The organism is Mesorhizobium sp. P2_B11 (assembly GCF_056404855.1).
In genome coordinates this window covers 217,754-235,964 of record NZ_JBFUDF010000004.1, presented here as the reverse complement: position 1 = coordinate 235,964, position 18,211 = coordinate 217,754, and the positions used below count along the sequence as shown (strand labels likewise).

The 18,211-nt window shown below is 59.8% G+C and carries 27 protein-coding genes, 1 tRNA gene and 1 pseudogene; 11 read left to right on the top strand and 18 right to left on the bottom strand.

All coding sequences use genetic code 11. The annotated features are described in order from the left end of the window. Positions 1–207: 207 nt before the first annotated feature. The 6 genes and pseudogenes from mepK to AC1DYJ_RS14705 all read left to right on the top strand — a co-directional run bounded on the left by mepK (position 208) and on the right by AC1DYJ_RS14705 (position 4,287). Complete coding sequence (gene mepK / locus AC1DYJ_RS14730; RefSeq protein WP_477286312.1) at positions 208–2,064, top strand: peptidoglycan L,D-endopeptidase MepK; 1,857 nt, start codon at positions 208–210, stop codon at positions 2,062–2,064. Between the two features lie 207 nt (positions 2,065–2,271). Then, positions 2,272–2,661, top strand: a complete 390-nt coding sequence (locus tag AC1DYJ_RS14725) for a tetratricopeptide repeat protein (RefSeq protein WP_477426132.1) — start codon at positions 2,272–2,274, stop codon at positions 2,659–2,661. 6 nt (positions 2,662–2,667) lie between these two features. Beyond that, positions 2,668–2,724, top strand: a pseudogene (locus AC1DYJ_RS14720) (hypothetical protein); the annotation flags it as partial. A 33-nt stretch (positions 2,725–2,757) separates the two neighbouring features. Beyond that, positions 2,758–3,393, top strand: a complete 636-nt coding sequence (locus tag AC1DYJ_RS14715; protein WP_477426130.1) for an SEL1-like repeat protein — start codon at positions 2,758–2,760, stop codon at positions 3,391–3,393. An 83-nt stretch (positions 3,394–3,476) separates the two neighbouring features. Continuing rightward, positions 3,477–3,550 (top strand) — tRNA-Gln (locus AC1DYJ_RS14710). 101 nt (positions 3,551–3,651) lie between these two features. After that, on the top strand, positions 3,652–4,287 hold the full coding sequence (locus tag AC1DYJ_RS14705) for a DUF4145 domain-containing protein (RefSeq protein ID WP_477426128.1): 636 nt from the start codon (positions 3,652–3,654) through the stop codon (positions 4,285–4,287). 51 nt (positions 4,288–4,338) lie between these two features. Here the strand turns inward: AC1DYJ_RS14705 and AC1DYJ_RS14700 are convergent, their stop codons facing one another. The 4 genes from AC1DYJ_RS14700 to AC1DYJ_RS14685 are packed head-to-tail and all read right to left on the bottom strand — an operon-like array spanning position 4,339 to position 5,352. Continuing rightward, positions 4,339–4,578, bottom strand: coding sequence for a hypothetical protein (locus AC1DYJ_RS14700; protein ID WP_477286222.1), 240 nt, complete (start codon positions 4,576–4,578; stop codon positions 4,339–4,341). Further along, the gene (locus tag AC1DYJ_RS14695) at positions 4,575–4,820 is read right to left on the bottom strand and encodes a hypothetical protein (protein ID WP_477286224.1); all 246 of its coding nucleotides are present in this window, start codon (positions 4,818–4,820) and stop codon (positions 4,575–4,577) included. Before AC1DYJ_RS14695 ends, AC1DYJ_RS14700 begins: the two co-directional genes overlap by 4 nt. After that, positions 4,817–5,158: a hypothetical protein gene (locus AC1DYJ_RS14690; protein WP_477426126.1), complete on the bottom strand. Its 342-nt coding sequence runs from the start codon at positions 5,156–5,158 to the stop codon at positions 4,817–4,819. The genes AC1DYJ_RS14695 and AC1DYJ_RS14690 overlap by 4 nt, the downstream gene beginning before the upstream one ends. Before the next feature lie 41 nt (positions 5,159–5,199). Further along, entirely contained in the window at positions 5,200–5,352 is a 153-nt protein-coding gene (locus tag AC1DYJ_RS14685) for a hypothetical protein (protein ID WP_477286228.1), read from the bottom strand. A gap of 91 nt (positions 5,353–5,443) precedes the next feature. Between AC1DYJ_RS14685 and AC1DYJ_RS14680 the strand changes: the two genes are divergently transcribed. The 5 genes from AC1DYJ_RS14680 (at position 5,444) to AC1DYJ_RS14660 (ending at position 7,440) form a co-directional block, all read left to right on the top strand. Beyond that, positions 5,444–5,683, top strand: a complete 240-nt coding sequence (locus tag AC1DYJ_RS14680) for a helix-turn-helix transcriptional regulator (RefSeq protein ID WP_477286229.1) — start codon at positions 5,444–5,446, stop codon at positions 5,681–5,683. 79 nt (positions 5,684–5,762) lie between these two features. Then, a complete protein-coding gene (locus AC1DYJ_RS14675) occupies positions 5,763–6,197 on the top strand; it encodes a hypothetical protein (protein ID WP_477286231.1) in 435 nt (144 codons plus the stop codon). 58 nt (positions 6,198–6,255) lie between these two features. Next, positions 6,256–6,816, top strand: a complete 561-nt coding sequence (locus tag AC1DYJ_RS14670) for a hypothetical protein (protein WP_477286233.1) — start codon at positions 6,256–6,258, stop codon at positions 6,814–6,816. A gap of 24 nt (positions 6,817–6,840) precedes the next feature. Then, the gene (locus AC1DYJ_RS14665) at positions 6,841–7,026 is read left to right on the top strand and encodes a hypothetical protein (RefSeq protein WP_477286235.1); all 186 of its coding nucleotides are present in this window, start codon (positions 6,841–6,843) and stop codon (positions 7,024–7,026) included. Positions 7,027–7,230: 204 nt separating this feature from the next. After that, complete coding sequence (locus AC1DYJ_RS14660) at positions 7,231–7,440, top strand: hypothetical protein (RefSeq protein ID WP_477286237.1); 210 nt, start codon at positions 7,231–7,233, stop codon at positions 7,438–7,440. Between the two features lie 8 nt (positions 7,441–7,448). On the opposite strand, the gene AC1DYJ_RS14655 is transcribed toward AC1DYJ_RS14660, so the two are convergent. The 14 genes from AC1DYJ_RS14655 to AC1DYJ_RS14590 form a co-directional block, all read right to left on the bottom strand. Next, positions 7,449–7,637, bottom strand: coding sequence for a hypothetical protein (locus AC1DYJ_RS14655; protein WP_477286239.1), 189 nt, complete (start codon positions 7,635–7,637; stop codon positions 7,449–7,451). Positions 7,638–7,720: 83 nt separating this feature from the next. Next, the gene (locus tag AC1DYJ_RS14650; RefSeq protein WP_477286241.1) at positions 7,721–8,047 is read right to left on the bottom strand and encodes a hypothetical protein; all 327 of its coding nucleotides are present in this window, start codon (positions 8,045–8,047) and stop codon (positions 7,721–7,723) included. 21 nt (positions 8,048–8,068) lie between these two features. Beyond that, the gene (locus AC1DYJ_RS14645) at positions 8,069–10,531 is read right to left on the bottom strand and encodes a hypothetical protein (RefSeq protein WP_477286243.1); all 2,463 of its coding nucleotides are present in this window, start codon (positions 10,529–10,531) and stop codon (positions 8,069–8,071) included. Then, complete coding sequence (locus AC1DYJ_RS14640) at positions 10,531–10,926, bottom strand: hypothetical protein (protein ID WP_477286245.1); 396 nt, start codon at positions 10,924–10,926, stop codon at positions 10,531–10,533. Before AC1DYJ_RS14640 ends, AC1DYJ_RS14645 begins: the two co-directional genes overlap by 1 nt. Next, a complete protein-coding gene (locus tag AC1DYJ_RS14635; RefSeq protein ID WP_477286247.1) occupies positions 10,926–11,273 on the bottom strand; it encodes a phage upper tail fiber protein in 348 nt (115 codons plus the stop codon). Before AC1DYJ_RS14635 ends, AC1DYJ_RS14640 begins: the two co-directional genes overlap by 1 nt. Before the next feature lie 10 nt (positions 11,274–11,283). Next, positions 11,284–12,084 (bottom strand): hypothetical protein, encoded by an 801-nt coding sequence (locus AC1DYJ_RS14630; RefSeq protein ID WP_477286249.1) that lies wholly within the window; start codon positions 12,082–12,084, stop codon positions 11,284–11,286. 8 nt (positions 12,085–12,092) lie between these two features. Then, on the bottom strand, positions 12,093–13,592 hold the full coding sequence (locus tag AC1DYJ_RS14625) for a hypothetical protein (protein ID WP_477286251.1): 1,500 nt from the start codon (positions 13,590–13,592) through the stop codon (positions 12,093–12,095). Further along, positions 13,589–13,987, bottom strand: coding sequence for a hypothetical protein (locus tag AC1DYJ_RS14620; RefSeq protein WP_477286253.1), 399 nt, complete (start codon positions 13,985–13,987; stop codon positions 13,589–13,591). The genes AC1DYJ_RS14625 and AC1DYJ_RS14620 overlap by 4 nt, the downstream gene beginning before the upstream one ends. Positions 13,988–14,297: 310 nt before the next feature. Next, positions 14,298–15,302 carry an AAA family ATPase gene (locus AC1DYJ_RS14615; protein ID WP_477286255.1) on the bottom strand — a complete coding sequence of 335 codons (1,005 nt, stop codon included), beginning with the start codon at positions 15,300–15,302 and terminating at the stop codon, positions 14,298–14,300. Beyond that, positions 15,302–15,577 (bottom strand): hypothetical protein, encoded by a 276-nt coding sequence (locus tag AC1DYJ_RS14610; protein WP_477286257.1) that lies wholly within the window; start codon positions 15,575–15,577, stop codon positions 15,302–15,304. Before AC1DYJ_RS14610 ends, AC1DYJ_RS14615 begins: the two co-directional genes overlap by 1 nt. Positions 15,578–15,751: 174 nt before the next feature. Beyond that, positions 15,752–15,943 (bottom strand): hypothetical protein, encoded by a 192-nt coding sequence (locus tag AC1DYJ_RS14605; protein WP_477286258.1) that lies wholly within the window; start codon positions 15,941–15,943, stop codon positions 15,752–15,754. Continuing rightward, on the bottom strand, positions 15,940–16,128 hold the full coding sequence (locus AC1DYJ_RS14600) for a helix-turn-helix domain-containing protein (protein ID WP_477286260.1): 189 nt from the start codon (positions 16,126–16,128) through the stop codon (positions 15,940–15,942). The genes AC1DYJ_RS14605 and AC1DYJ_RS14600 overlap by 4 nt, the downstream gene beginning before the upstream one ends. 143 nt (positions 16,129–16,271) lie before the next feature. Next, positions 16,272–16,694, bottom strand: coding sequence for a hypothetical protein (locus AC1DYJ_RS14595; RefSeq protein WP_477286262.1), 423 nt, complete (start codon positions 16,692–16,694; stop codon positions 16,272–16,274). Then, entirely contained in the window at positions 16,694–17,977 is a 1,284-nt protein-coding gene (locus AC1DYJ_RS14590; RefSeq protein ID WP_477286264.1) for a tyrosine-type recombinase/integrase, read from the bottom strand. Before AC1DYJ_RS14590 ends, AC1DYJ_RS14595 begins: the two co-directional genes overlap by 1 nt. Positions 17,978–18,211 lie beyond the last annotated feature (234 nt).

Genomic DNA, 18,211 nt, shown 5'->3' with positions numbered 1-18,211 from the left:
CCAAGAAATCCTGTGTATTATTTTTGACGGGATATCGCCACGGTGTTACCGCATTTCGGCTTCAATAAGCGATGATTAACCATTAGGATCGATATTCGGATGTGACAACCACACATCCGTTTGGGCAAATCCGGGGACAAACGGCAGCCTGCAAGGCCTTTTGATTTGAACAAAGTCGAACGACACAGCAACGGGCGGCACTATCACATTGGCGTCTGGCCGAGATGGCTGGCAGCGGTGATTGTTGCGTTCGCTTTCCTTGCCGCAACTGCTGCCGGCGCCAGCGCTGAAACGCGTTCGCTGAAACTCTATCACCTCCACACGCACGAAAAGGCCGAGATCGTCTACAAGCGCAATGGCCGCTACGATCCGGAAGGTCTCAGGAAGATCAACATCATCCTGCGCGACTGGCGTCGCAACGAACCGACCAAGATGGACCCGCGCCTGCTCGACCTGGTGTGGGAAGCCTACCGGCAAGCCGGCGCCACCGACTACATCCAGGTCGTCTGCGGCTATCGCTCGCCGTCGACCAACTCGATGCTGCGCAGCCGCAGCCGCGGTGTCGCCAAGGAAAGCCAGCACATGCTGGGCAAGGCGATGGACTTCTACATTCCCGGCGTGCCGCTGAAGAAGCTGCGCAACATCGGCCTGAAAATGCAGGGCGGCGGCGTCGGCTATTATCCGTCATCCGGCTCGCCCTTCGTCCATATGGACGTCGGCAATGTGCGCCATTGGCCCGGCATCAGCCGCCAGGAACTGGTCAGCCTGTTCCCCAACGGCAAGACGCTGCATGTGCCGAGCGACGGCCGGCCGCTGCCGGGCTATGACCAGGCGCTCGCCGCGTACAAGGCTCGCAAGGGCGCCGGTTCTCCGGCCATCATGATGGCCAGCGCTGGCGGCAGCACCAAGAAATCCGGTGGCTTCCTGTCTGCTTTCTTTGGCGGTGGCGGCGAAGACGAAGCCGACGACAGCGCCGATGTCGCGACCGCCGCGCCGTCGCCGAGGAGCGACCCGCCGGCGCCGAAAAGCGTCGCGCCGTCGCCGAAAAGCGTGAAGCCGGTCCTGGTTGCCAGGAGCAACGACAACAGCAACCTGCCCGGCATCGCCATCGTGTCGCCGCAGAATGCCAAGCGCGCCAACATCCCGCAGCTTGCCGATGACAGCGCGGACGATTCCGAGCCGCAGCAGGACACGCCGGAGACGATCATCGCAGCGCTGCCGGCGAAGGAAGTGCCGCTGCCCGATTTCGCGCCGCGGCCGAAAGCCGATGTCGGTGCGCAGCAGCCTGAGACCGTGCCGTTCGGCATGGCCGATGCCACCACCCAACAGACGTTGGCGACGGCGCAGGCTCCGACCAGCGTGCCGTTCGGCATGGCTGATCCGAACAATGCCGACCAAGGGGCCGACCAGGGCGCTGCCGAACCGGCGCAGGTCGCGGTCAACGTCCCCTTGCCGACCTGGCGTCCCGACCGCTCGTCGCCGCCGGCCGAGCTTTCGTCGCAGGACAAGGGTGTGCTGCTGGCGCTGGCCGATACGGCCGCCCACAAGCAAACTGCAACGGACGCCTTCTCGGTGCTACCGTCGCAGCGTCCGGACGAGGTCAAGGCCGTTCTCGAACAGGCCAGTGCCACCGACGACTATCAGGTTGCCTCGCTTGAGCCGCGCTCGGCGTTCAACGATCCGTCAGGTGTCGATGCAGCAACGCCGCGCGGCGCCATCGCTGCCCGTCCGGCCGGTACCGATCCGGCCTCAGTGATCGGCGCCGGTGTGAAGACGACGCGCAAGGAAGCCAGGGCCTCGGCCCGTGACCTCAAGCCAGGGCCGAAGGCCGTGGTGGTGGCGGCGGAACCGCAGGCGGCGCGCTGGGCGCTGAGCAGCGGCGACACGATCGCCACCGTTTCCAGCCCGACGACTGCGCCGCGCTATGCCTACAACATCGTGCATACGCCGCCGAGCGAGGTCTACACCGCGGGCTTCCAGACGGACGCCCAGGCGCCCGACGCCAACCGCTTCACCGGCAATGCCGTGAAATTCTTATCGGTCGCCCGCTTCCAGACGAAGTAGGGGCTCGACCGGACAGGTATCAAAGCCGCGTTGGGCAACCTGCGCGGCTTTTGCTTTTCGGGTGTACTATGGAATTACGATGCCCGGACTATGGTCCTAGGCTGATTTAAGCCGTCAAAGTCTTCCGTTTCTGTCGATTGAAGTTCGAGGCCCGTGACATTAGATTAATATTGCAATTGTATTTCTGCCGGCTGAACTGGGCCTCAAATGTCGGAAAATACCATTCCTCCTAACGATCAGCCTGACATCGACCAGGAATTTCAGCTTGCCCGAGCGGCCTTCCGCTCCGGCGATGAGGCTGGCGCTGCTGCTTCTTTCGAGAGGTTGGCGGAACAGGGCTCAGCGCCAGCCATGACCTGGGTCGGATATATCTATCTGTACGGCAAAGGCGTCGCCGCAGAAAAGGCGCTCGCGCTGAAGTGGTTTTCGAAGGCGGCCGAAGCCGGTGATGCGGAAGCCATGATGTGGATCGGCGACATCCATGCTTTCGGGCAGGGCGTGCCGGTTGATACGGCGATGGCGCACCAATGGTATTTGAAGGCCGCCGAGGGAGGTGATGCCGACGGCATGTCGCGCGTTGCTCATTTCTATTTATAGGGGGAAGGCGTAGCCGCCGACAAGGCTGCCGCGCGGAAGTGGTATCTAAGGGCAGCTGAAGCGGGCGATGCCTGTGGCCAGCATTGTCTGGCGTCGATGTTGGACAAGGATGGCGAGCCAGAGGAGGCGGACCGTTGGCTGCGAAAAGYTGCGGAGCAAGGGTATGAACCCGCGATTCAATCGGATCGCGAGCGCCGCGCCAATGCGATGTTCAACGAGAAAAGATACGGCGAAGTTCTGCCTATCCTGAGGGAAGCCGCAAGCGAGGGTTCGGCCTGGTCTCGTGAAATGCTCGGCTATCTGTACTGGCAGGGATATGGCGTCCAGGTTGACCACGACCAGTCGGTTCAGCACTACGAGGCAGCCTATGCTGGCGGGCGAAGCTCGGTTTCAAACGCCATTGGACGTCTTCATCTGAAGCTCGGACGTCCGGAAATGGCACTTGAGTGGTTCCGAAAGGATAGCCATAAGCCGATTTCGTCGCTTTACTGGCAGTACAGGGTTCTGAAGGAGCACCCGCATCTGGAACGCCATCCCGGCGAGACTGCGGAATTTCTGCGGAAAGCTGCCGATGCCGGCCATATCTTCGCGAAGCGCGATCTGGCGTTTCGGATGCTATCTGGTCGGGAAGGCCTGCGCATGTGCTTTCGCGGGGGCCGTGAATGGGTCGGTCTGCTTCCGCGGATCGTCAGAATGGCCGTGAAGGATGTGTATGATGAGCGGCTGGGATAGCAGGTGTTAAGCCTAGGCAGCCATTTTCACTCCGGCTTGCTACTGGCTTCCATCGCCACAGGATGCTAACCACCAAGCTGCATTCCCGCTTCGTCTAATGGTAGGACAGCGCCCTTTGAAGGCGTGAATCGTGGTTCGACCCCATGAGCGGGAACCAACAAAATCAAAGGCTTACTTTGATTTTAGCCCGATACGTCGAATAACAGACGAATATACGCCCGCGAACATCGGCGGACAGAGAGGGGACAGGGAAATAGGATGAAGTGCCCACATTGCACGGTTTCCATACACGCTGCGTGGCATGCGAAAAACGTCATCTATAACGGCGCGACCACCCCGTTCGCTTATAGAGCCATGTTGTGTCCTGAATGCTCCGAGTGGATTATTCAGCTAATCGACAACGCAGAAGGCGGCGAATGGGTCCTCGTAGAACCTCGGGCTGTGAGTCGCGGTCCAGTTCCGCCAGGGCTCCCTGCGACGATCGCGGCTGACTACGTCGAAGCCTGCAATGTCCTACCTATAAGCCCAAAGGCGTCCGCCGCCCTTTCGAGACGGTGCCTGCAGTCAATGCTTCGCGCGCATGGCTACGTTGCCAAGGATCTCGCCAAGGAGATCGACATGCTACTGACCGAGACAGATACGTCGAAGGCGATCCCTGGCTCGCTTCGCACGGTGATCGACGCCATTAGGAATTTCGGAAATTTCTCCGCGCACCCGATCACGGACGTTACGAGTTTGCAGGTCATAGACGTAGAACCTGAAGAAGCCGAATGGTGCCTTGAGGTCCTCGAAGAATGCTTTGATTTCTTCTATGTGCGTCCCGCCCACGCAGCAAAGCGCAAGGCCGAATTGGATGCAAAGCTGGCAGCTGCCGGAAAGCCTCCGTCGAAGTAAAAGCCCGCCACCGTGAGGCAGCGGGCCATCAAGTGTCCGAAGGGCAATTGGTCAGGCGGCTTTGCGTTCGGCCATCACCTTCCGATGGCAGGCGGCGGCGGTGGCTTCCAGCTTCTCGGCGAGATCACGCGCAATCCACAGCAGGTCCAGCGTTTGAATCATGATGGCGCGGTAGGTCTCATTTTCCGGCATGGGTTTCTCGGTGGCGACATCGTAGATGGTGAGGATCAACGTCGAAAGGTGGCGAACGTCGCCTTCGAGGTCGTCGAGACTGTCAGACGGGCCATTCATGAGCGCACCACCTTTGCTGTCTCAGCGACGTCGCTATTCAACATCGCCCGCACAGGCTTGAGAATGTCCATCGCATAGATCAGGACATAGCCGATTGAGGCCATGTCCTCGGTCGAGACGTTGGTCGGATCGGCTTCAAAGGCATTGATCCCCAGCCGTGCAACACGGAGCAGGTCGAGCGCATGGTCGACCTCGTCGACAGCAAGCGAGCCGCGGTACTTCGGATTGAGCACGATCATCATGGCGACACCAGCACTTCCTGCGACTTCAGATCGTCGCCCCACATGACGGTTTCGCCGTAGTCATCTGGACACGGCTCGGCGTCGTGGGTGTCCTCGTCGTCGCAATTGTCCATCTCCAGATCCGCGACGTCGTCACCGACCGGAAGGTTCGGCGCAAGGTATGACGCCAAGCCATGGCCGCCACGCTCGGTCCAGCCAAGCGACGGCTCGTCGTCGGCCGTTTCCTCCAGATCGCAGTCGGCCTCCATGAGGTCCAGTGCCGTGATCAGGCTCATGGCTCGGTCCAGGTGGTCGTTGAGGCGCTTCTGCACCGACTGGCGCCATTTACGCGGGTCCATCCCCTTCGGCATCCCGTAGGGCTTCAGAGAGGCGTGAGCGTTCATGGCCGCGCCTCGAAGTCATCAATGATGCGCTTGGCGCAGTCGGAAAGCCGGTTCGCCGTGCGCAAAAGCAAAAGCGCCAGGCGAAGGCGGAAGATGCGGCAGATGGCGGGCATAGCTCCGCCGGCTGCCGGAACATGGGTGTTCGGCATGATGTTGCTCCTAGAGCGTGGTTGCTGTAACGTCATGCAAATTAAATGACTTCGCGACTAAGTCAATACAATTTGAATGAAGTTGGAGCAGATGACGAGCATCACGGTAGGGCAATTGAGAGCGGCGCGCGGTTTAATAGGCTGGTCGCAACAGGATCTCGCAGATAAGGCAGAGGTTGGTCGCGCGACAATCGCCGACTTTGAAGCCGGCAAGCGCACACCCTATGCGACGACGCTCGCGCGACTTAGGGAAACGCTGATTACTGCCGGCGTCGAGTTCATCGCCGAGAATGGCGGCGGCGCCGGGGTGAGGCTGCGCAAGGGTGGCTAGGACGGCGCCGGGTAGAAGGCGAGCTTGCGTCCTTGCCTCCGTTGCGCAAGTATTCGGCGATGGTGGGGGAGCAGCGGGGATGTTCAAGGTAGCTTCGGCGATCTTTTCGCTAGTGTTCGTGGGCGGCGCCAACGCCCAATCCTTCCAAAGCATTGAGAACTGCCGACAACTCGTAGAAGGCGCCGACAGAGCGGCCTGTTACGACGCGCTCAGGCCTGAGCAGACGCCAGCGCCGAAAGTTGAATCGGAAGTTGCGCAGCCAGCTCATACAGAACAGGCCTGCGAAATGTTCACATTGGGAATGCTTTCCGGTTCAAACAATTGCCAAGATGGTGACATCGTCACGGCATCTGGATCGGGTGCCAGAGACCTGCCCGAAGTTGTGGCGAGGTACTGTGACTTTGATGCTCAAATTCTCACGCTCCCCGATCCCACCTCAAGCGGCCTTGGCGGAGAACCGAACTACGTCGTGCTTTGCAAATACCACAAGCGACCATCTGCTCCGAAGAACTGAGTTGGTCCCGCTCTAGCGCTACAGGCAGCGTGACATGTCCAGAAAAAAGGGGGGAGAAATGGACGCAATTTATATTCCGCAGGTAATCAATGCCCTGACGGCTCTGACGTCGGGTCTTATAGGCGTGGTGGGCGGTGGCTGGGCGACTTTTCTTGTGCAGCGCGGCTTAGCACAAAGGGCTCGAGACGACCAAAAGAGCGCCGTTGCAGCTATGTTTGTAGCTGATATCCGGGCCCTGAATCATTGGTTGGTCAAGACCAACATGGTAGCCGCCCTGGATGCGTTCCGCGAGTACGCGACCGCTGTCGGCGCTTCCGACCCCAATATGGTTGGGTTTCTGAGACTGTTTGCCGCCAATGTCGCGGAACTCGATGAAACGATCCATCGGAAACAGGCGCTCCTCGCAGGTTCCATGGGACTCGTCGCTGTTGATGTCGCGACTGTTTATACCACCCTAATTTCCCTCAAGGGCAATTTGGCGGCGTTATCTGCGGGTCTCTATGACCAATTTCCGATGGCCGCGAAAATCTCCATTATTGACGCGATCCAGAGCGAAATCGCTGTCTTCAATGAAGCCGAACGGACTATTGTTCCTAAGCTCCTGAAACTGATCCGATGAGCAAACAGTCGCCGGCTGAGTGTCGTGGTTCCGCTCTACATAGCCGCCGTCACCGCTGCGATGCTCGCCAGCGCGGTCTGGCGCTACCGGCAGCGTGACACGATCGGTATGGCTGCCTGTCTGCTGATGGCCGCGCTTGCAGGCACGGCACTGTTGCTGCCATCAAGAGGGACCGACGCCCCCGCGATCCACATCACCAGGATCGGTTAGGCCGCCTACGGCTGGGTAGGCCGATCGGCTTAGTTGCGCAATTGCTAATATGTGAATATTTTCAACAGTGCGGGAGGGGTCCAACCACCCGCAATGGCCGGTGCGGCCTTCGCATCCCCCAGATAGCCCAAGGGCCGCACCGGCTATTCCCTCAGCATTTGAAGCCAGCCAGCAATCGTCTTATGCTTATCGCGGGGGTTGAGCATGGCCGAACTGACTACCGCTGCGGAAATGGCGAACGCCGCCGGCTTAGACCCGGAGACGTTTCGCGAGGCTTTGCGCGGCTCAAGCTTTGCCTGGCACAAGCCCGATGACGACTGGACGGTGGAGATTGATAGCCGTGAGCATGAGGCAATGCGCACCATGCTCCTGATAGTTCTCTTGCGGCGGGAAAAGGCCAACCGCCGGACCTAGAGGGCCGGTTATTTTCGCACGATCCATTCCAGACACTCGGGATCAACATCATCGCTGCCCGTAAATTCGCGGATCATGAGGGTGGCGTGTTCTCGCCATCGGTCTTCGGGGATGCTCTCTTCGATGACGGATTTTTTGAAGGCGCTGCGAATGATGTCGCAGTCGAGAGCAGATACCGAAACAACCCGCTTATCCATGGTGAAACCTCCCATCCAAGGGCGGGAAACAGAATGGTGACGGGCGATTCATAATCCCTTTGATCAAGGTTTCAATGGGAATTCTAATATGCGGTTTTTGACGGAACAAACAGGGGATTCACAGATTCCCGGTTTCGATCTAGAATCTGCTCATGGAAACGATCTTTGACGATCTCTCCCTTGCCCTCACAGCGCCTCGCACAGATGTTTGGCGCCCCGTCCGTGCCTTCGCACTCGATATGGCCGGCAAGCTCGCCATAGGGCTCGCAATCGGCCTTGGTGTCGGCATTGGGATGGCGATTGCGGGTTAAGCCCGCCGCTGCCAGTACATCCGTGGTCAGCGACGGCGCCAGGGCGAGCCCCGACGATCTAGAACGGCCATGCCAGCGCCAGCACGACGCCAGCGGCAAGGGTGAAGGCGAGCCAAGCGGTCATGCTGTCAGCGCCGGCAGGTCCGCCGGGTCTTTCGCCGGAAACAGCTTGATTGACCTGATGTAGGCATCATCCAGCACGAACGCATCGTCCCCGTCGTGGCCAATGGTGATGGTGTCGACGGGCGCAAAAGCGGGATAGCTTGCCGTTTGTGTCACCGCTGTTCCGCCGTCGACCGAAACATCGTAGGCGAACGACCCGCCGCCGAGATCGCGATTGAGCGTGAAGGCTGACTTGTGGGCACCCGTCCCGCTGTAGTCGACCTCGCCAAAAAACCAGATATCGGTCTGGTCTTCCAAAATGTTGCTGTGCCCGATGTTGACGTAGTTGGTCATCAGCGACCGGCTCGCCGCGTCCATGATGCACATCAGGAAGCCATAGGGATCGGAAACATGGTTTGTGTCGAAAACGATCGTGCAGCCTGCGGCGAGGCCGGCGGCAATGTCATCGAATAGCGGCCCTATGGCGATCGGGCGGTTTTCATTGCTGTTGTCCACATACATGCCCGACGCGGAGATGGCCCCCGGATCGAAGCCACCGCCGAGCAAGTCCTCGACAGGCTGCTCGGCGCCACCGGCGTAGTAGAACCCGTTGACGAAATCGAGCGTCACGATCGAACCGTCAGGCAACGGATCGCCACCACCACCATCGCCATCGCCCGGGCCACTGCCGTCGCCCCATTCTGGGCCGTCGAATATGAGATCGTCAGGCGAATAGCCGGCGAGAGACGCGATCTTCGTGATCATCCACCGCACCGAAACCTGCCCTGGTATGGTGCTGGGCAGCTTGTAGTCGGTCCAGTGATCGTCGCCAAAACCGTTGAAGATGGAGGTTCGCGACTGATCGTAAATGGCATAGCTGGCCGACTGTCCCGTGATGTCGGTGACATCCGCCATCAGACTTGCGGTGCCGGCCGCTACGTTGACGAGCCACACCTCGGCGCCGTCGATAGCCTGGAACAGTGCGAAGCCCGGCCTGGGGAAAACTCGCCCCTGGGATGACTGGCCACCGCCGAGCGTGAAGAGCTGCATTGGGAGAGTGAACTGGCTGGCAACAGTCGCGGTCTCGGTGTTGACCAGTCGGATGTAGGAAACGCTGCTCTCGATCTCCGAGACTACGAGATAGCCGGTCTGGGGATCATAACTGATGCCGTTTATGGTGCCGGTCTGAGCATAGGTGAGCCTGTGCGCCCAGAAGTCGCCGTCGAAGCGGTATTCATAGATGCCGTCTGTCCCGGAGGCATCGAAGCCAAAGTATGAGACCGAACCGACAAGCGTGCGGCCGCGGCACTGGATGGCGTCGCTGATGTTGATGGTGTCGCGTGTCACCTTGAGCGTTGAGAACGCCAGATCGATGACCGCTTGGCCGGCAAGAAACCCGCCGCTGCCATTGAGATCGCAACCGATCGAAACCCACTTCGCTCCGAACTGCATCGGCGGAAGCCAGTTGATCGAGTCCGTGGCCGCATCCTCGTTCCATTCGGCGACGATGGCGCCGGTGGTGGTGTCATAGACGCGCAGCGGTCGGTCTATGGAGCCGTTCGCCATCCTGATGAGGATATGGCCAGATCCTGGCATGGCGCGCGGCTGTATGGTGCCGTTGACGTAGTCCTGGCTGTTGGCCAGCGGGACGCGATAGAGCTCGACATGGGTCTGGACATCGAGTGCGGACAGGTAGACCTGCGTCAGACCTGGCACCTGGTAGGCCGTCAAAGCCTGGTAGATGATACCGTCCGCGATATCGTAGGCCGCACTCGGTGCGTCGTCAGACAAGAATGCGCTGTTCTCAAGCCTGACCACATCGTTGGTGATCCATTCGATTTCGGTTGAGCCGCCGGTGTCTGTCGCCGCATTGGAAACGACTGCCCTGACCGATGGCTCATTCGTCGCCGGATAGCCGTCGATGTAGACCATAGCGAAGCGCTGCCAAGCGCCAGCGTCCTCTCCCATGACAGCCTTGGCGATCGGGTCTACCTCGATATGGTTGCCACCGTAGAAGCGGAAGTTCACTGACGCGCCGATGCCGTTTTCGGCGTCGAACACCACCTTGTTGTCGACCTCCAGTCGGATCAGCTTGTAGCCCAATCCGAACGGGTCATAGGCAAGGAGATAGCCGAGTGCTGTGACCTGCTGCGTGGCATAGACGGGAACAGAGACGGTATTCGATCCAGAGCCGCCGAATACGTTGCCACCACTATCAAATCCGATAATTCCCGACTGCCCAGAAGGCGGACGTTCGACCTGTTCGTAGCCGGTGATCACCTGGACAGTAGCGGCGCCGCCAATCACCGGGATGCCGTCGACCTTACCTGTTCCGATGACGATCGGGATCGGGCGGCCCAAGACCTTGCCAACGGCAAAAGGTGCGTCTGCAGAAACCGGCTCCGGTTGCTTGGCCGAGTCCGGCATGATGGTCGGGCCGCCAAACGTATTCCCGGTCGCGAAGCCGATGATACCGTCCATCAGGCGGCTCTTGGGCGAAGCCGATACTCACGGCCGGTCGGCAATCGGACAGCGATCATCCGGTGAAGCGCGACGATGTTGTTGCGAGGTATTGTCGCCGCTTCGACTGGGTCCAGCGTCATGATGGTTACGCTTTCGGCATCCTGTTCGAGCAGGATCTTGACCAGGCAGGCTTCGCCCCGCGCTACACGATGGCCTATCTCGTTCCCCTCGGTGCCGTCCGAGCAGCGGCCTGGCACCAGCCACACAGCGACGATGTCGCCGAGCGCTGGTACTTCCAAGGCCGACACCTGCCAGAGCGAGCCGCTGACCGAAGGCCCAAGGCAGATGCCCTGGCTCTGCACATTGTAGACTTCCGGGAAGCAGCCCAACGATGACGGCGTCGCGAAACTCATCAGCCGACGACCAGGTACAGGGTTGCGGGATCGGGCGTCAGGGCATCGTATTCAGCCTGTGTAAGCTTGGTGATGCGCTCAACGTCTGATGTGACGGCCGGGAAATCCGCCGGGCCGATGTTGTAGGTAAACGGGGTCAGGGAACACCGCAGGACATGCCGTGTCGGGAAGGCAAACGGCCCGATCGATTTGTCGGCAGTGATCGCCGCTGTTCCAAGCGACGGATCGCCGGGGTTATTGCCGAGTCGCTCGATGCTGCCAGACCCAATACCTGAAACGGTTATCGACAACACGTCATAGGCCGGCAATGAAACGGTTTCGTGGCCGTTGATTGGAAGTGTTGCCATCGCCTTTGCCTTAAGCTGCCGCGTGATTACGCGCGCCGGGATTGTCGGCGAGGTATTCCGCTTGGTTGGCGTAAAACTTCCCGGTCGCGATCTCGTCGGCCGTGGCGGCTGGATAGCTGGTCTCGCCCGGGATCACCTTGAGAACCTTGTCGCCGTTCTGCTTCAGCCAGGGCGTAAGAACGCCCATTTTCTGCAGCTCATCGAATGCCGTGTCAGACAGGCCGGTCACGGTTTTGATGTCGTTGCGGGCTACAAGCATTGCCGCCTGCGCGGCTTCGGCGGCTTCCTCCCCCTCTCGAATCTCTGCGACCCGATCGCCGAAACGTCGATCAACGGTCAGGTCGCGAATCTGGCCAAACTGGTCATCCGACAAGCCGGCCAGCACCCCCGGAGCCGAGAGAATTGCATCCACAATTCGCTCGTCAACGGTACCCGTCAGGAACACCATGCGCTCGGCCGGCTTCATTGCCCTGACCATGGCGCGAATTTCTTGCCGCTCCAACGCCGCGGCGATATTGCTCGGGTCCGGCGCCGGGACCGAGATCGCAGCACGCGCGTTCCTTGCGGCGATCAGCGCCTTCTCGATAGGGGCGAAAGCAGACTTGAGGCCGGGCAGGCAGTTCTTGACCGCTTCATCCTTCAGCGCCTTGTCGCGGCCGAGTTGGGTGAAACTTGGGTCGGACTTGATCGCTGTGACGCGCTGGGCGAAGCGATCGGCAAGGTCAAGGCAGGCCCCTGCCGCCGCTTTCAACGTTGCCGAAGATGCGTGATCGGGAATGCGGGAAAGCAGTTGCTGGGTACGGATGTTCATGACCGTTCCTATCGTTGAGTGGATTGTGCAAGCGCGCGGTCGAGGGCATCGTATGGGCTGTTTCCGCCCATCCGGACGGAGAACTGTGACGAGCCGCCTCCAGCCGTTGCGTAGGTCACGCTGTAGGGCGAGGGAGCGGTCTGCTCGTGCCCGGCGACGAGATCGACGGCGCCTGCCGCAGCATTGGCCCAGTCGTCGTGATCGCCGTTCTGGTGGTCAATTCGCGCGCCACGTACGACCAGCGTGAGCAATTGCTCCTGCATCTTCGGCTCGTCAGGCAATTCGACTTCGCCAGCGTTCAGGCGCGGCTCTAATGCCTCATAAAGCTGGGTTTTGGTCTTGCCGCAGAGCTGATATTCAATGCCCTCTTCCTCGAAGTCCTGGCGATAGGTGAGGCCGGCATAGGCGTCGCCGACGACTTTCCTCGCCCCGTATTCCTTGATGACCCTGGCGAAGCGCTTCACCGCTGCTCGGGGATTGAAAGGCGGATTGCCGGCCTGCTTCATGACGAGATCAACCACGGCTTTGCCGTCGTCGTCATGCGCAATGCTGAGAGCCGCGTCGTCGCTCGATCCGCCGCTCATGTCGACAAAAGCGCGATAGGCTCGGCCTTCCTGCGGCTTGAGGACGTTGACACCTTTCCTAACGGCGGCAAGCACAGTGTCGGCATCCAGGAAGGCCCCATCGGGTGCCCCCGGCATGTTCAAGTGCAGGCGGCGGTACTTATGAGTTGGAAGGCGTCGCTGCTGCTGGTCTAGATAGGCTTCACCTTCCGGCCATGAGCCCATGCTTGGGTTGGCACGCTCGCGCGGCGGCAACTCGGCGAAGTTTGGATCAGTGCAGAGTTCGCCCGAATACCAGGAGAACATCATGCGCGGGTCGGTGCCCGCCTTGCCGATCTGCTTCAAATCGAAAAGAGGCACGCCTACCGCGTTGAAGATCGTATCGTACGACGCGATCCAGGTCAGCACATCCGCCCTTGTAGGATCTGGCGCCAGGGCTTCAAAGATATCCCAAGAGCGAACAGCGTGGATTTCGTCAAAGCCAAGAAAGAGGGCCGTCTTGCCATGCGCGCCGGTTACGTCGCGACCCGGCAAGATTTGAAGCGATCCCCGCCCGTCAGAGCGGCGAATCTCCTTGGCCAACTTGTCAACCTCGCCGCGAAGCTCATGCGCGTTGGCGTCAATGAGCTTTTTGGCAAGCACTAGATCGTCGTTGGCCTGTCCCTCGTCATTGGCCAGGATGTAGCAGTCATTGCCGAAGTCGCTCGGCCAGATCAGGAGGCGGTACAGGGACGCGAGCACAAGGTCTGTGGTCTTGAAGTTCTTCTTGCCGCGCCCGCTCAGCACCAGGTTGTGAAGCGGTACGCCGTCATCCCTGAACGTGAACAGTGCATTGGTCATGAACTCACGACGATAGGGCTCCATCGTGTCGAGCAATGGCCGTCCGTCCAGCCATTTCAGGCGGCCGAAGAAATCGAGCGGGGTCGGAATATCGGTTGGCTTCACGCGGCACCTCGCAACAGGCGCTCACGCAACGGAGGTGTGATATCGCGCGCATTGCCACGACGCTCCAAGCCGACGTCAGCGAGTAAGCGACGCTGTGCATTGGTCAGGGCCATGAACTCGCCAAGGTCGACGGGATCGCCAGACAGGTAGGTTGCGCCGGCATCCTTGATCATGGCGCCGAGCAACGCCGCACCATCCACGATCTCGCGCTCCATAGCGGACAGTCGATCGATGCCCCCAAGGTCTTTGGCAATGGAATCCCTGAGTTCGAACGTGGCTTGTGCCGCCCTGGTCCTGCGGTCCAGATCGTCCAGTGTGCGCAACCGGGCTTTCGGCCCCTTCGAGGGCGTTACAGCCTGGCTTTCGGCTTCTATCTGGTCGGTATCTGCGAGCACTTTTCAGAGCCTTTATTCGATGAATATGCGATATATAGCACAAGCCTCGTGCTAAGTCATTGATTTTACTGGTTCGCAGAAGTCCGCTAGCGTTCAAGTTTACGCCTTAGAAAGGCGAAGACATGCCGTGAGCCTTGGTGGCTCTTGTCAGCGGAGAAAAAGGCATCGTTGCCGAGTGACCGTTGGTGCCGCAGCTATCCAAGGGGCCGGACACCGGACACTGTTATAGACAGTTGTCCGTGTCTGTCCGTCCTGCACCTCACCCGGACATTTCAGGACAAGTCCGGTTTTGTCCGTCTCTGTCCGGGCATCAATCATCGAAGCACCGCCACACATAGCCGTCATAAATGCGGATCACGCCTCTATCGATGAGGTTGTCGCGGCTGCGGTTGAATGCCTTGAGACGGCTGTCGGCCTTGTCACTGCCGGAGACGCCATGCCGATCGCAGCATTCTCGCCAGTGATCTATCAGCACTATGTTGCAAGGCGGCCAGTCGGGGCCGGTCTTTCGCGTGCCTCGTTCCTGCAATGCTTCATCAAGTGCTTGCATTGCGATGCGCTGGCGCACTGTGAGGTTCCTGCCCTTGGACGCCTTAACGCTGCCGTCCATCTCGGGGACCAGGCTGTCGCCGGTTTTTGTCATCCTGAAGCCCCAGGATCCAGTACTGTCGGCATCCTTGTGGCGTTCTACCGTCAACGTTCCGGTGAGCGCGTCCTTGTCGCCTTCCATCCGCAATCGGCTGTCGAAGCTGCCCCAGAAATGAGTGTGCATCCTGGCTCGCGTGTCATCCGCCCAGCCTGTATGCGCGACGCAGAGCACTGAGGCGCCGGTTTCTCGGAGAATGCGCTGGATGCCGTGCACCCATGCCCTGGCTGTCTTGTCCTCGATCTCGCTTCCCTTCATGGAGCCGCCGAAGATATCGATGACGACGAGGGCGAAGTTGCCGCGGATATTCATGGCGGCGATCAGCGCCGTCACGTCGTCGGTGGCGTCCAGGTAGATCTCCATCGGGTAGAGAAATGCCCGCCGGTCTTCCTCGGCAACAGCGTGGTGCTGATACCATGTCGGGATACGCAGGCGCCCTACACCGTTGGCGCCCTCGGTGGCGACGAACAACACGCCACCCTCCTTCACTGCATTGCCGTGCCAGTCGCGGCCAGCATCGACGGAAAGGCCTATGTCGATCGCTAAGAACGATTTGAACGAATTCGACTTGCCGAACATCAAGGCGGTGCTGCGCGTCTGGATCAGTCCTTCTACGAGCCATTCCGGCTCGGGCATTGCTTCCATTTCGGGATAGCTGAGGAGATGCATCAGTAGCCCCTCCTTGCCCGGCGCCGGTACTCTTGCGCTGCTTCCTCGAAGTAAGAGGGTGGCGGCGGTGGTACAGGCCGGTACTGGCTGCCGTTGAACTCGGCAACGATCCCGGCAACGTAGCTGTAAGAACGCGCGGTCGGGTCGTGTTCGTAACCGGCGTCATCAAAGCTGAGCACCGCGCGTTGGAGATGGTTGCGCGCGGCCGTCAGATGACGGACGGCTGCCAAAAGGTACAGGTCGTCAATACTTGGGATATCGGGGCGGATGGTCATGCCGCGCCTCCATAGGCGAGGCTGGCGGTTGCCAAGGCCAAAGGGACCGACATCGGGAAGTGGGCAATGATCCTCGATGCTTGCCTGAGGCGGAGAGTTTCGCTATTGTCGAAGGTGTTGCTGCTTTGGAATTCGACTGCGCGAAGCTCGCCCTGGCCGGCGGGCTTTCGCATTTCAGGAGCGGCCATTGTCCACCCCCCTGACCCTTGCGGCTTCCCGCATCGCTTCGATCGCCTCAATGGCTGTGATTCCGAAGCGCTTGCGGAGACCGGGCACCAGCGGGCGCTCAGCTTTCCACCAGTTGACGGCGAGCCAGACAGCGGCCTCGTCCACCTTGGCGGTCATCTCGTGATCGATGCCGGTCATGCCGCCTCCCGCACCGGAAGCGCCTTCAGGAAGGCAGAAAGGTCGTCGGCCAGGATGATTGTCCTGCGGCCGGCTTTGCGAGCCGTCAGTTTGCCGAGTTTGATGGCTTCAAAGATTTTGGTACGGCCGATGCCAGAGCAGTCGACAGCTTCCTCGATTGTCAGGCCGAACTTCTGATCATTCATTATAGTGCTCCATGAATTGCGGTCAGTCCGCGTGAATTCATGGAGGTATTCTGCTTATCCGCGCCCGATTACTCAAAGGCAGGAAAGTGGCCACTTAAAAATGATTTTTGAGGCGGCCTCACAACTAAGTGGTCGCTTTATTGTCAGGCTTTGGGCTTGCGAGATCGACCCATGAAATTGATGAGGGTTTCGACATCATCGGCCAGGAGTTTTTTTGAGTCCGCCAACTCTTGGACGGCTTCCGGGACGCCGATTTTCCTTCCTTTGGAAGCCTGTTCCATTTGATATTGCCGCACCATCCAGGCGCGTTCGCGGCGAACCTCCTTTTGGTCAGCAGACAATCCCGGTCGAGCATGCGGCCGATCCAGATCGCCGACCAGCAATTCCGCCAGATATTGACGTTCACCCATGCCGATTTGGCGATCTGAAAGAAGGATGGACACTAAATCTGCCGTTGCCTTGATCCTGGCATCCCGCGATTCGCGGCTTTTTAGGATACCGGCCGCTTGGCGACAGGCATGGAGAAAGTCCGTATCGACGGCGAAAACTTCGTGGTCGAGCGCCATCAGATACCCCCACGCATTGGTACGATGTTGCTGCCTTCCAGCGGCACCAGCGGTACGATCGCGGCCCGGGCCATCTCCTCGAGGCCGGACGTGATCCACTTCGAATAGTGCCGCTCTATCATCACGGTGCTGGTGTCGTGGAGTGCTGCCACCAGTCGGATCGGTAGGTTGGCGCGGATGCCCTTGACGATGCTGGAATGGCGAAGCGCGTACGGAATCATGTCGGGCAACTCGGCGCGTTCCTTAATGGCCTGCCAGGGCCGAACCATTTCCGCCGACTGCCATGGGCCTCGGCCCGAAGGTTGCCACTGGATGCCTCTTTCTACCTGCTCGTACCGCTGGCGCTCAAGCAAGATGGCAGCTTGTGGGCGACCTGTAACCGCAGGCAGAAGAGCATCGATGACGTCTCTGCCTACTGGTATCGTGATCGACGTAGGGGCGTTTGCTCGGCGCTTACCCTTTCGACTGACAGGCACCATGATCCTGCCGGCGGCAATCTGGCAGTCGCCGACCTTAATTCTCGCTACTTGAGAGAACCGGGCGCCTGTGGCCGCAAGCACGAGTACAAGCCTGAACAGATCCCCGCCCATCTTTAGTTCAGCATCAACCTCCCGAGCAGCACGAAGAACTCTGGCGATGTCGGCGTCCGATAGGATTTGGTTGTCTCGGGCGGCAGGCTCGTCGTCATCCGGCGCGTTGTCGGGAGCCTTAAGTCCATCTTTGATAGTCGAAGGCAGGGTAGGCAGGAGTTTAGCCTTGTTAGAGGCATAGGCAGCATTCAGCGCCGCTTTCAGATCGTTGATGAGCCGTTGCCGCGTGGTCGCTTTCATTGCGGATGGTAGATTTGCCCGCCATGTCTTCAAATCATTTTCTGTCAACGCATAGAGCGTCACCCCAGCTAGTGTGGTTGCCGGGGTTGCCTCTTCCTTGCCTCGTGCAGGCTGGCCCAGGACGTGCCGCCCTAACCGGCGGGATGCGTCAGATCGGATCTGCCGCCCAGCCCTCTTGGCGTCCCTGTCGTCTCTTGCCGCGACGTATTCAGCCACGGCTTTGGCGACGGTGATCGCAGGGCCTTCGACATGGGCGTCGGCCTGCCTCCGCTCCCGCTCGACCACCTCCCGCGCGGCTTTCTCTGCCGCCTGGAAGCTGAGGTTTCCAGCCTTGATGGTATCGTCGGCGGTCCCGATCGCAGCTTGCTTGTAGCCGGCGCCGTTTCGCCACCTTACCAGCCAGACACCGCCTCGCTTTCCCTTGCGATAGCCAAGGTGAACTTCGCGGTCCAAGCCCCGCCAATGAAGCCCAACAGGCAAATCCTTGCGGGCATTGGGGTCGTCAGCTTTGCTTCAACCAAGGTCTTGGCCATTTCGCATCCGTCCAAACCGTGAAATATGCGTCAAATATATACCAGCGTACGGGTATGAACAATAGCGAACGGAAAACCAGAAAATCCCTTATTTTCCCGGACTTATGCGAATGACGCTGAACGGGTATCTTGATCGGACAGCGCCCTTTGAAGG

What these genes read in the sequence shown, in the direction of transcription:
- AC1DYJ_RS14640 (WP_477286245.1), bottom strand. Translation starts at nt 10,926, where the DNA reads ATGAGTTTCGCGACGCCGTCATCGTTGGGCTGCTTCCCGGAAGTCTAC.
- AC1DYJ_RS14595 (WP_477286262.1), bottom strand. Translation starts at nt 16,694, where the DNA reads ATGGCGCTCGACCACGAAGTTTTCGCCGTCGATACGGACTTTCTCCAT.
- AC1DYJ_RS14630 (WP_477286249.1), bottom strand. Translation starts at nt 12,084, where the DNA reads ATGAACATCCGTACCCAGCAACTGCTTTCCCGCATTCCCGATCACGCA.
- AC1DYJ_RS14675 (WP_477286231.1), top strand. Translation starts at nt 5,763, where the DNA reads ATGTTCAAGGTAGCTTCGGCGATCTTTTCGCTAGTGTTCGTGGGCGGC.
- AC1DYJ_RS14680 (WP_477286229.1), top strand. Translation starts at nt 5,444, where the DNA reads ATGACGAGCATCACGGTAGGGCAATTGAGAGCGGCGCGCGGTTTAATA.
- AC1DYJ_RS14685 (WP_477286228.1), bottom strand. Translation starts at nt 5,352, where the DNA reads ATGCCGAACACCCATGTTCCGGCAGCCGGCGGAGCTATGCCCGCCATC.
- AC1DYJ_RS14610 (WP_477286257.1), bottom strand. Translation starts at nt 15,577, where the DNA reads ATGACCATCCGCCCCGATATCCCAAGTATTGACGACCTGTACCTTTTG.
- AC1DYJ_RS14705 (WP_477426128.1), top strand. Translation starts at nt 3,652, where the DNA reads ATGAAGTGCCCACATTGCACGGTTTCCATACACGCTGCGTGGCATGCG.
- AC1DYJ_RS14725 (WP_477426132.1), top strand. Translation starts at nt 2,272, where the DNA reads ATGTCGGAAAATACCATTCCTCCTAACGATCAGCCTGACATCGACCAG.
- AC1DYJ_RS14605 (WP_477286258.1), bottom strand. Translation starts at nt 15,943, where the DNA reads ATGACCGGCATCGATCACGAGATGACCGCCAAGGTGGACGAGGCCGCT.
- AC1DYJ_RS14615 (WP_477286255.1), bottom strand. Translation starts at nt 15,302, where the DNA reads ATGCATCTCCTCAGCTATCCCGAAATGGAAGCAATGCCCGAGCCGGAA.
- AC1DYJ_RS14645 (WP_477286243.1), bottom strand. Translation starts at nt 10,531, where the DNA reads ATGGACGGTATCATCGGCTTCGCGACCGGGAATACGTTTGGCGGCCCG.
- AC1DYJ_RS14700 (WP_477286222.1), bottom strand. Translation starts at nt 4,578, where the DNA reads ATGAATGGCCCGTCTGACAGTCTCGACGACCTCGAAGGCGACGTTCGC.
- AC1DYJ_RS14670 (WP_477286233.1), top strand. Translation starts at nt 6,256, where the DNA reads ATGGACGCAATTTATATTCCGCAGGTAATCAATGCCCTGACGGCTCTG.
- AC1DYJ_RS14695 (WP_477286224.1), bottom strand. Translation starts at nt 4,820, where the DNA reads ATGATGATCGTGCTCAATCCGAAGTACCGCGGCTCGCTTGCTGTCGAC.
- AC1DYJ_RS14635 (WP_477286247.1), bottom strand. Translation starts at nt 11,273, where the DNA reads ATGGCAACACTTCCAATCAACGGCCACGAAACCGTTTCATTGCCGGCC.
- AC1DYJ_RS14655 (WP_477286239.1), bottom strand. Translation starts at nt 7,637, where the DNA reads ATGGATAAGCGGGTTGTTTCGGTATCTGCTCTCGACTGCGACATCATT.
- AC1DYJ_RS14600 (WP_477286260.1), bottom strand. Translation starts at nt 16,128, where the DNA reads ATGAATGATCAGAAGTTCGGCCTGACAATCGAGGAAGCTGTCGACTGC.
- AC1DYJ_RS14690 (WP_477426126.1), bottom strand. Translation starts at nt 5,158, where the DNA reads ATGGACCCGCGTAAATGGCGCCAGTCGGTGCAGAAGCGCCTCAACGAC.
- AC1DYJ_RS14660 (WP_477286237.1), top strand. Translation starts at nt 7,231, where the DNA reads ATGGCCGAACTGACTACCGCTGCGGAAATGGCGAACGCCGCCGGCTTA.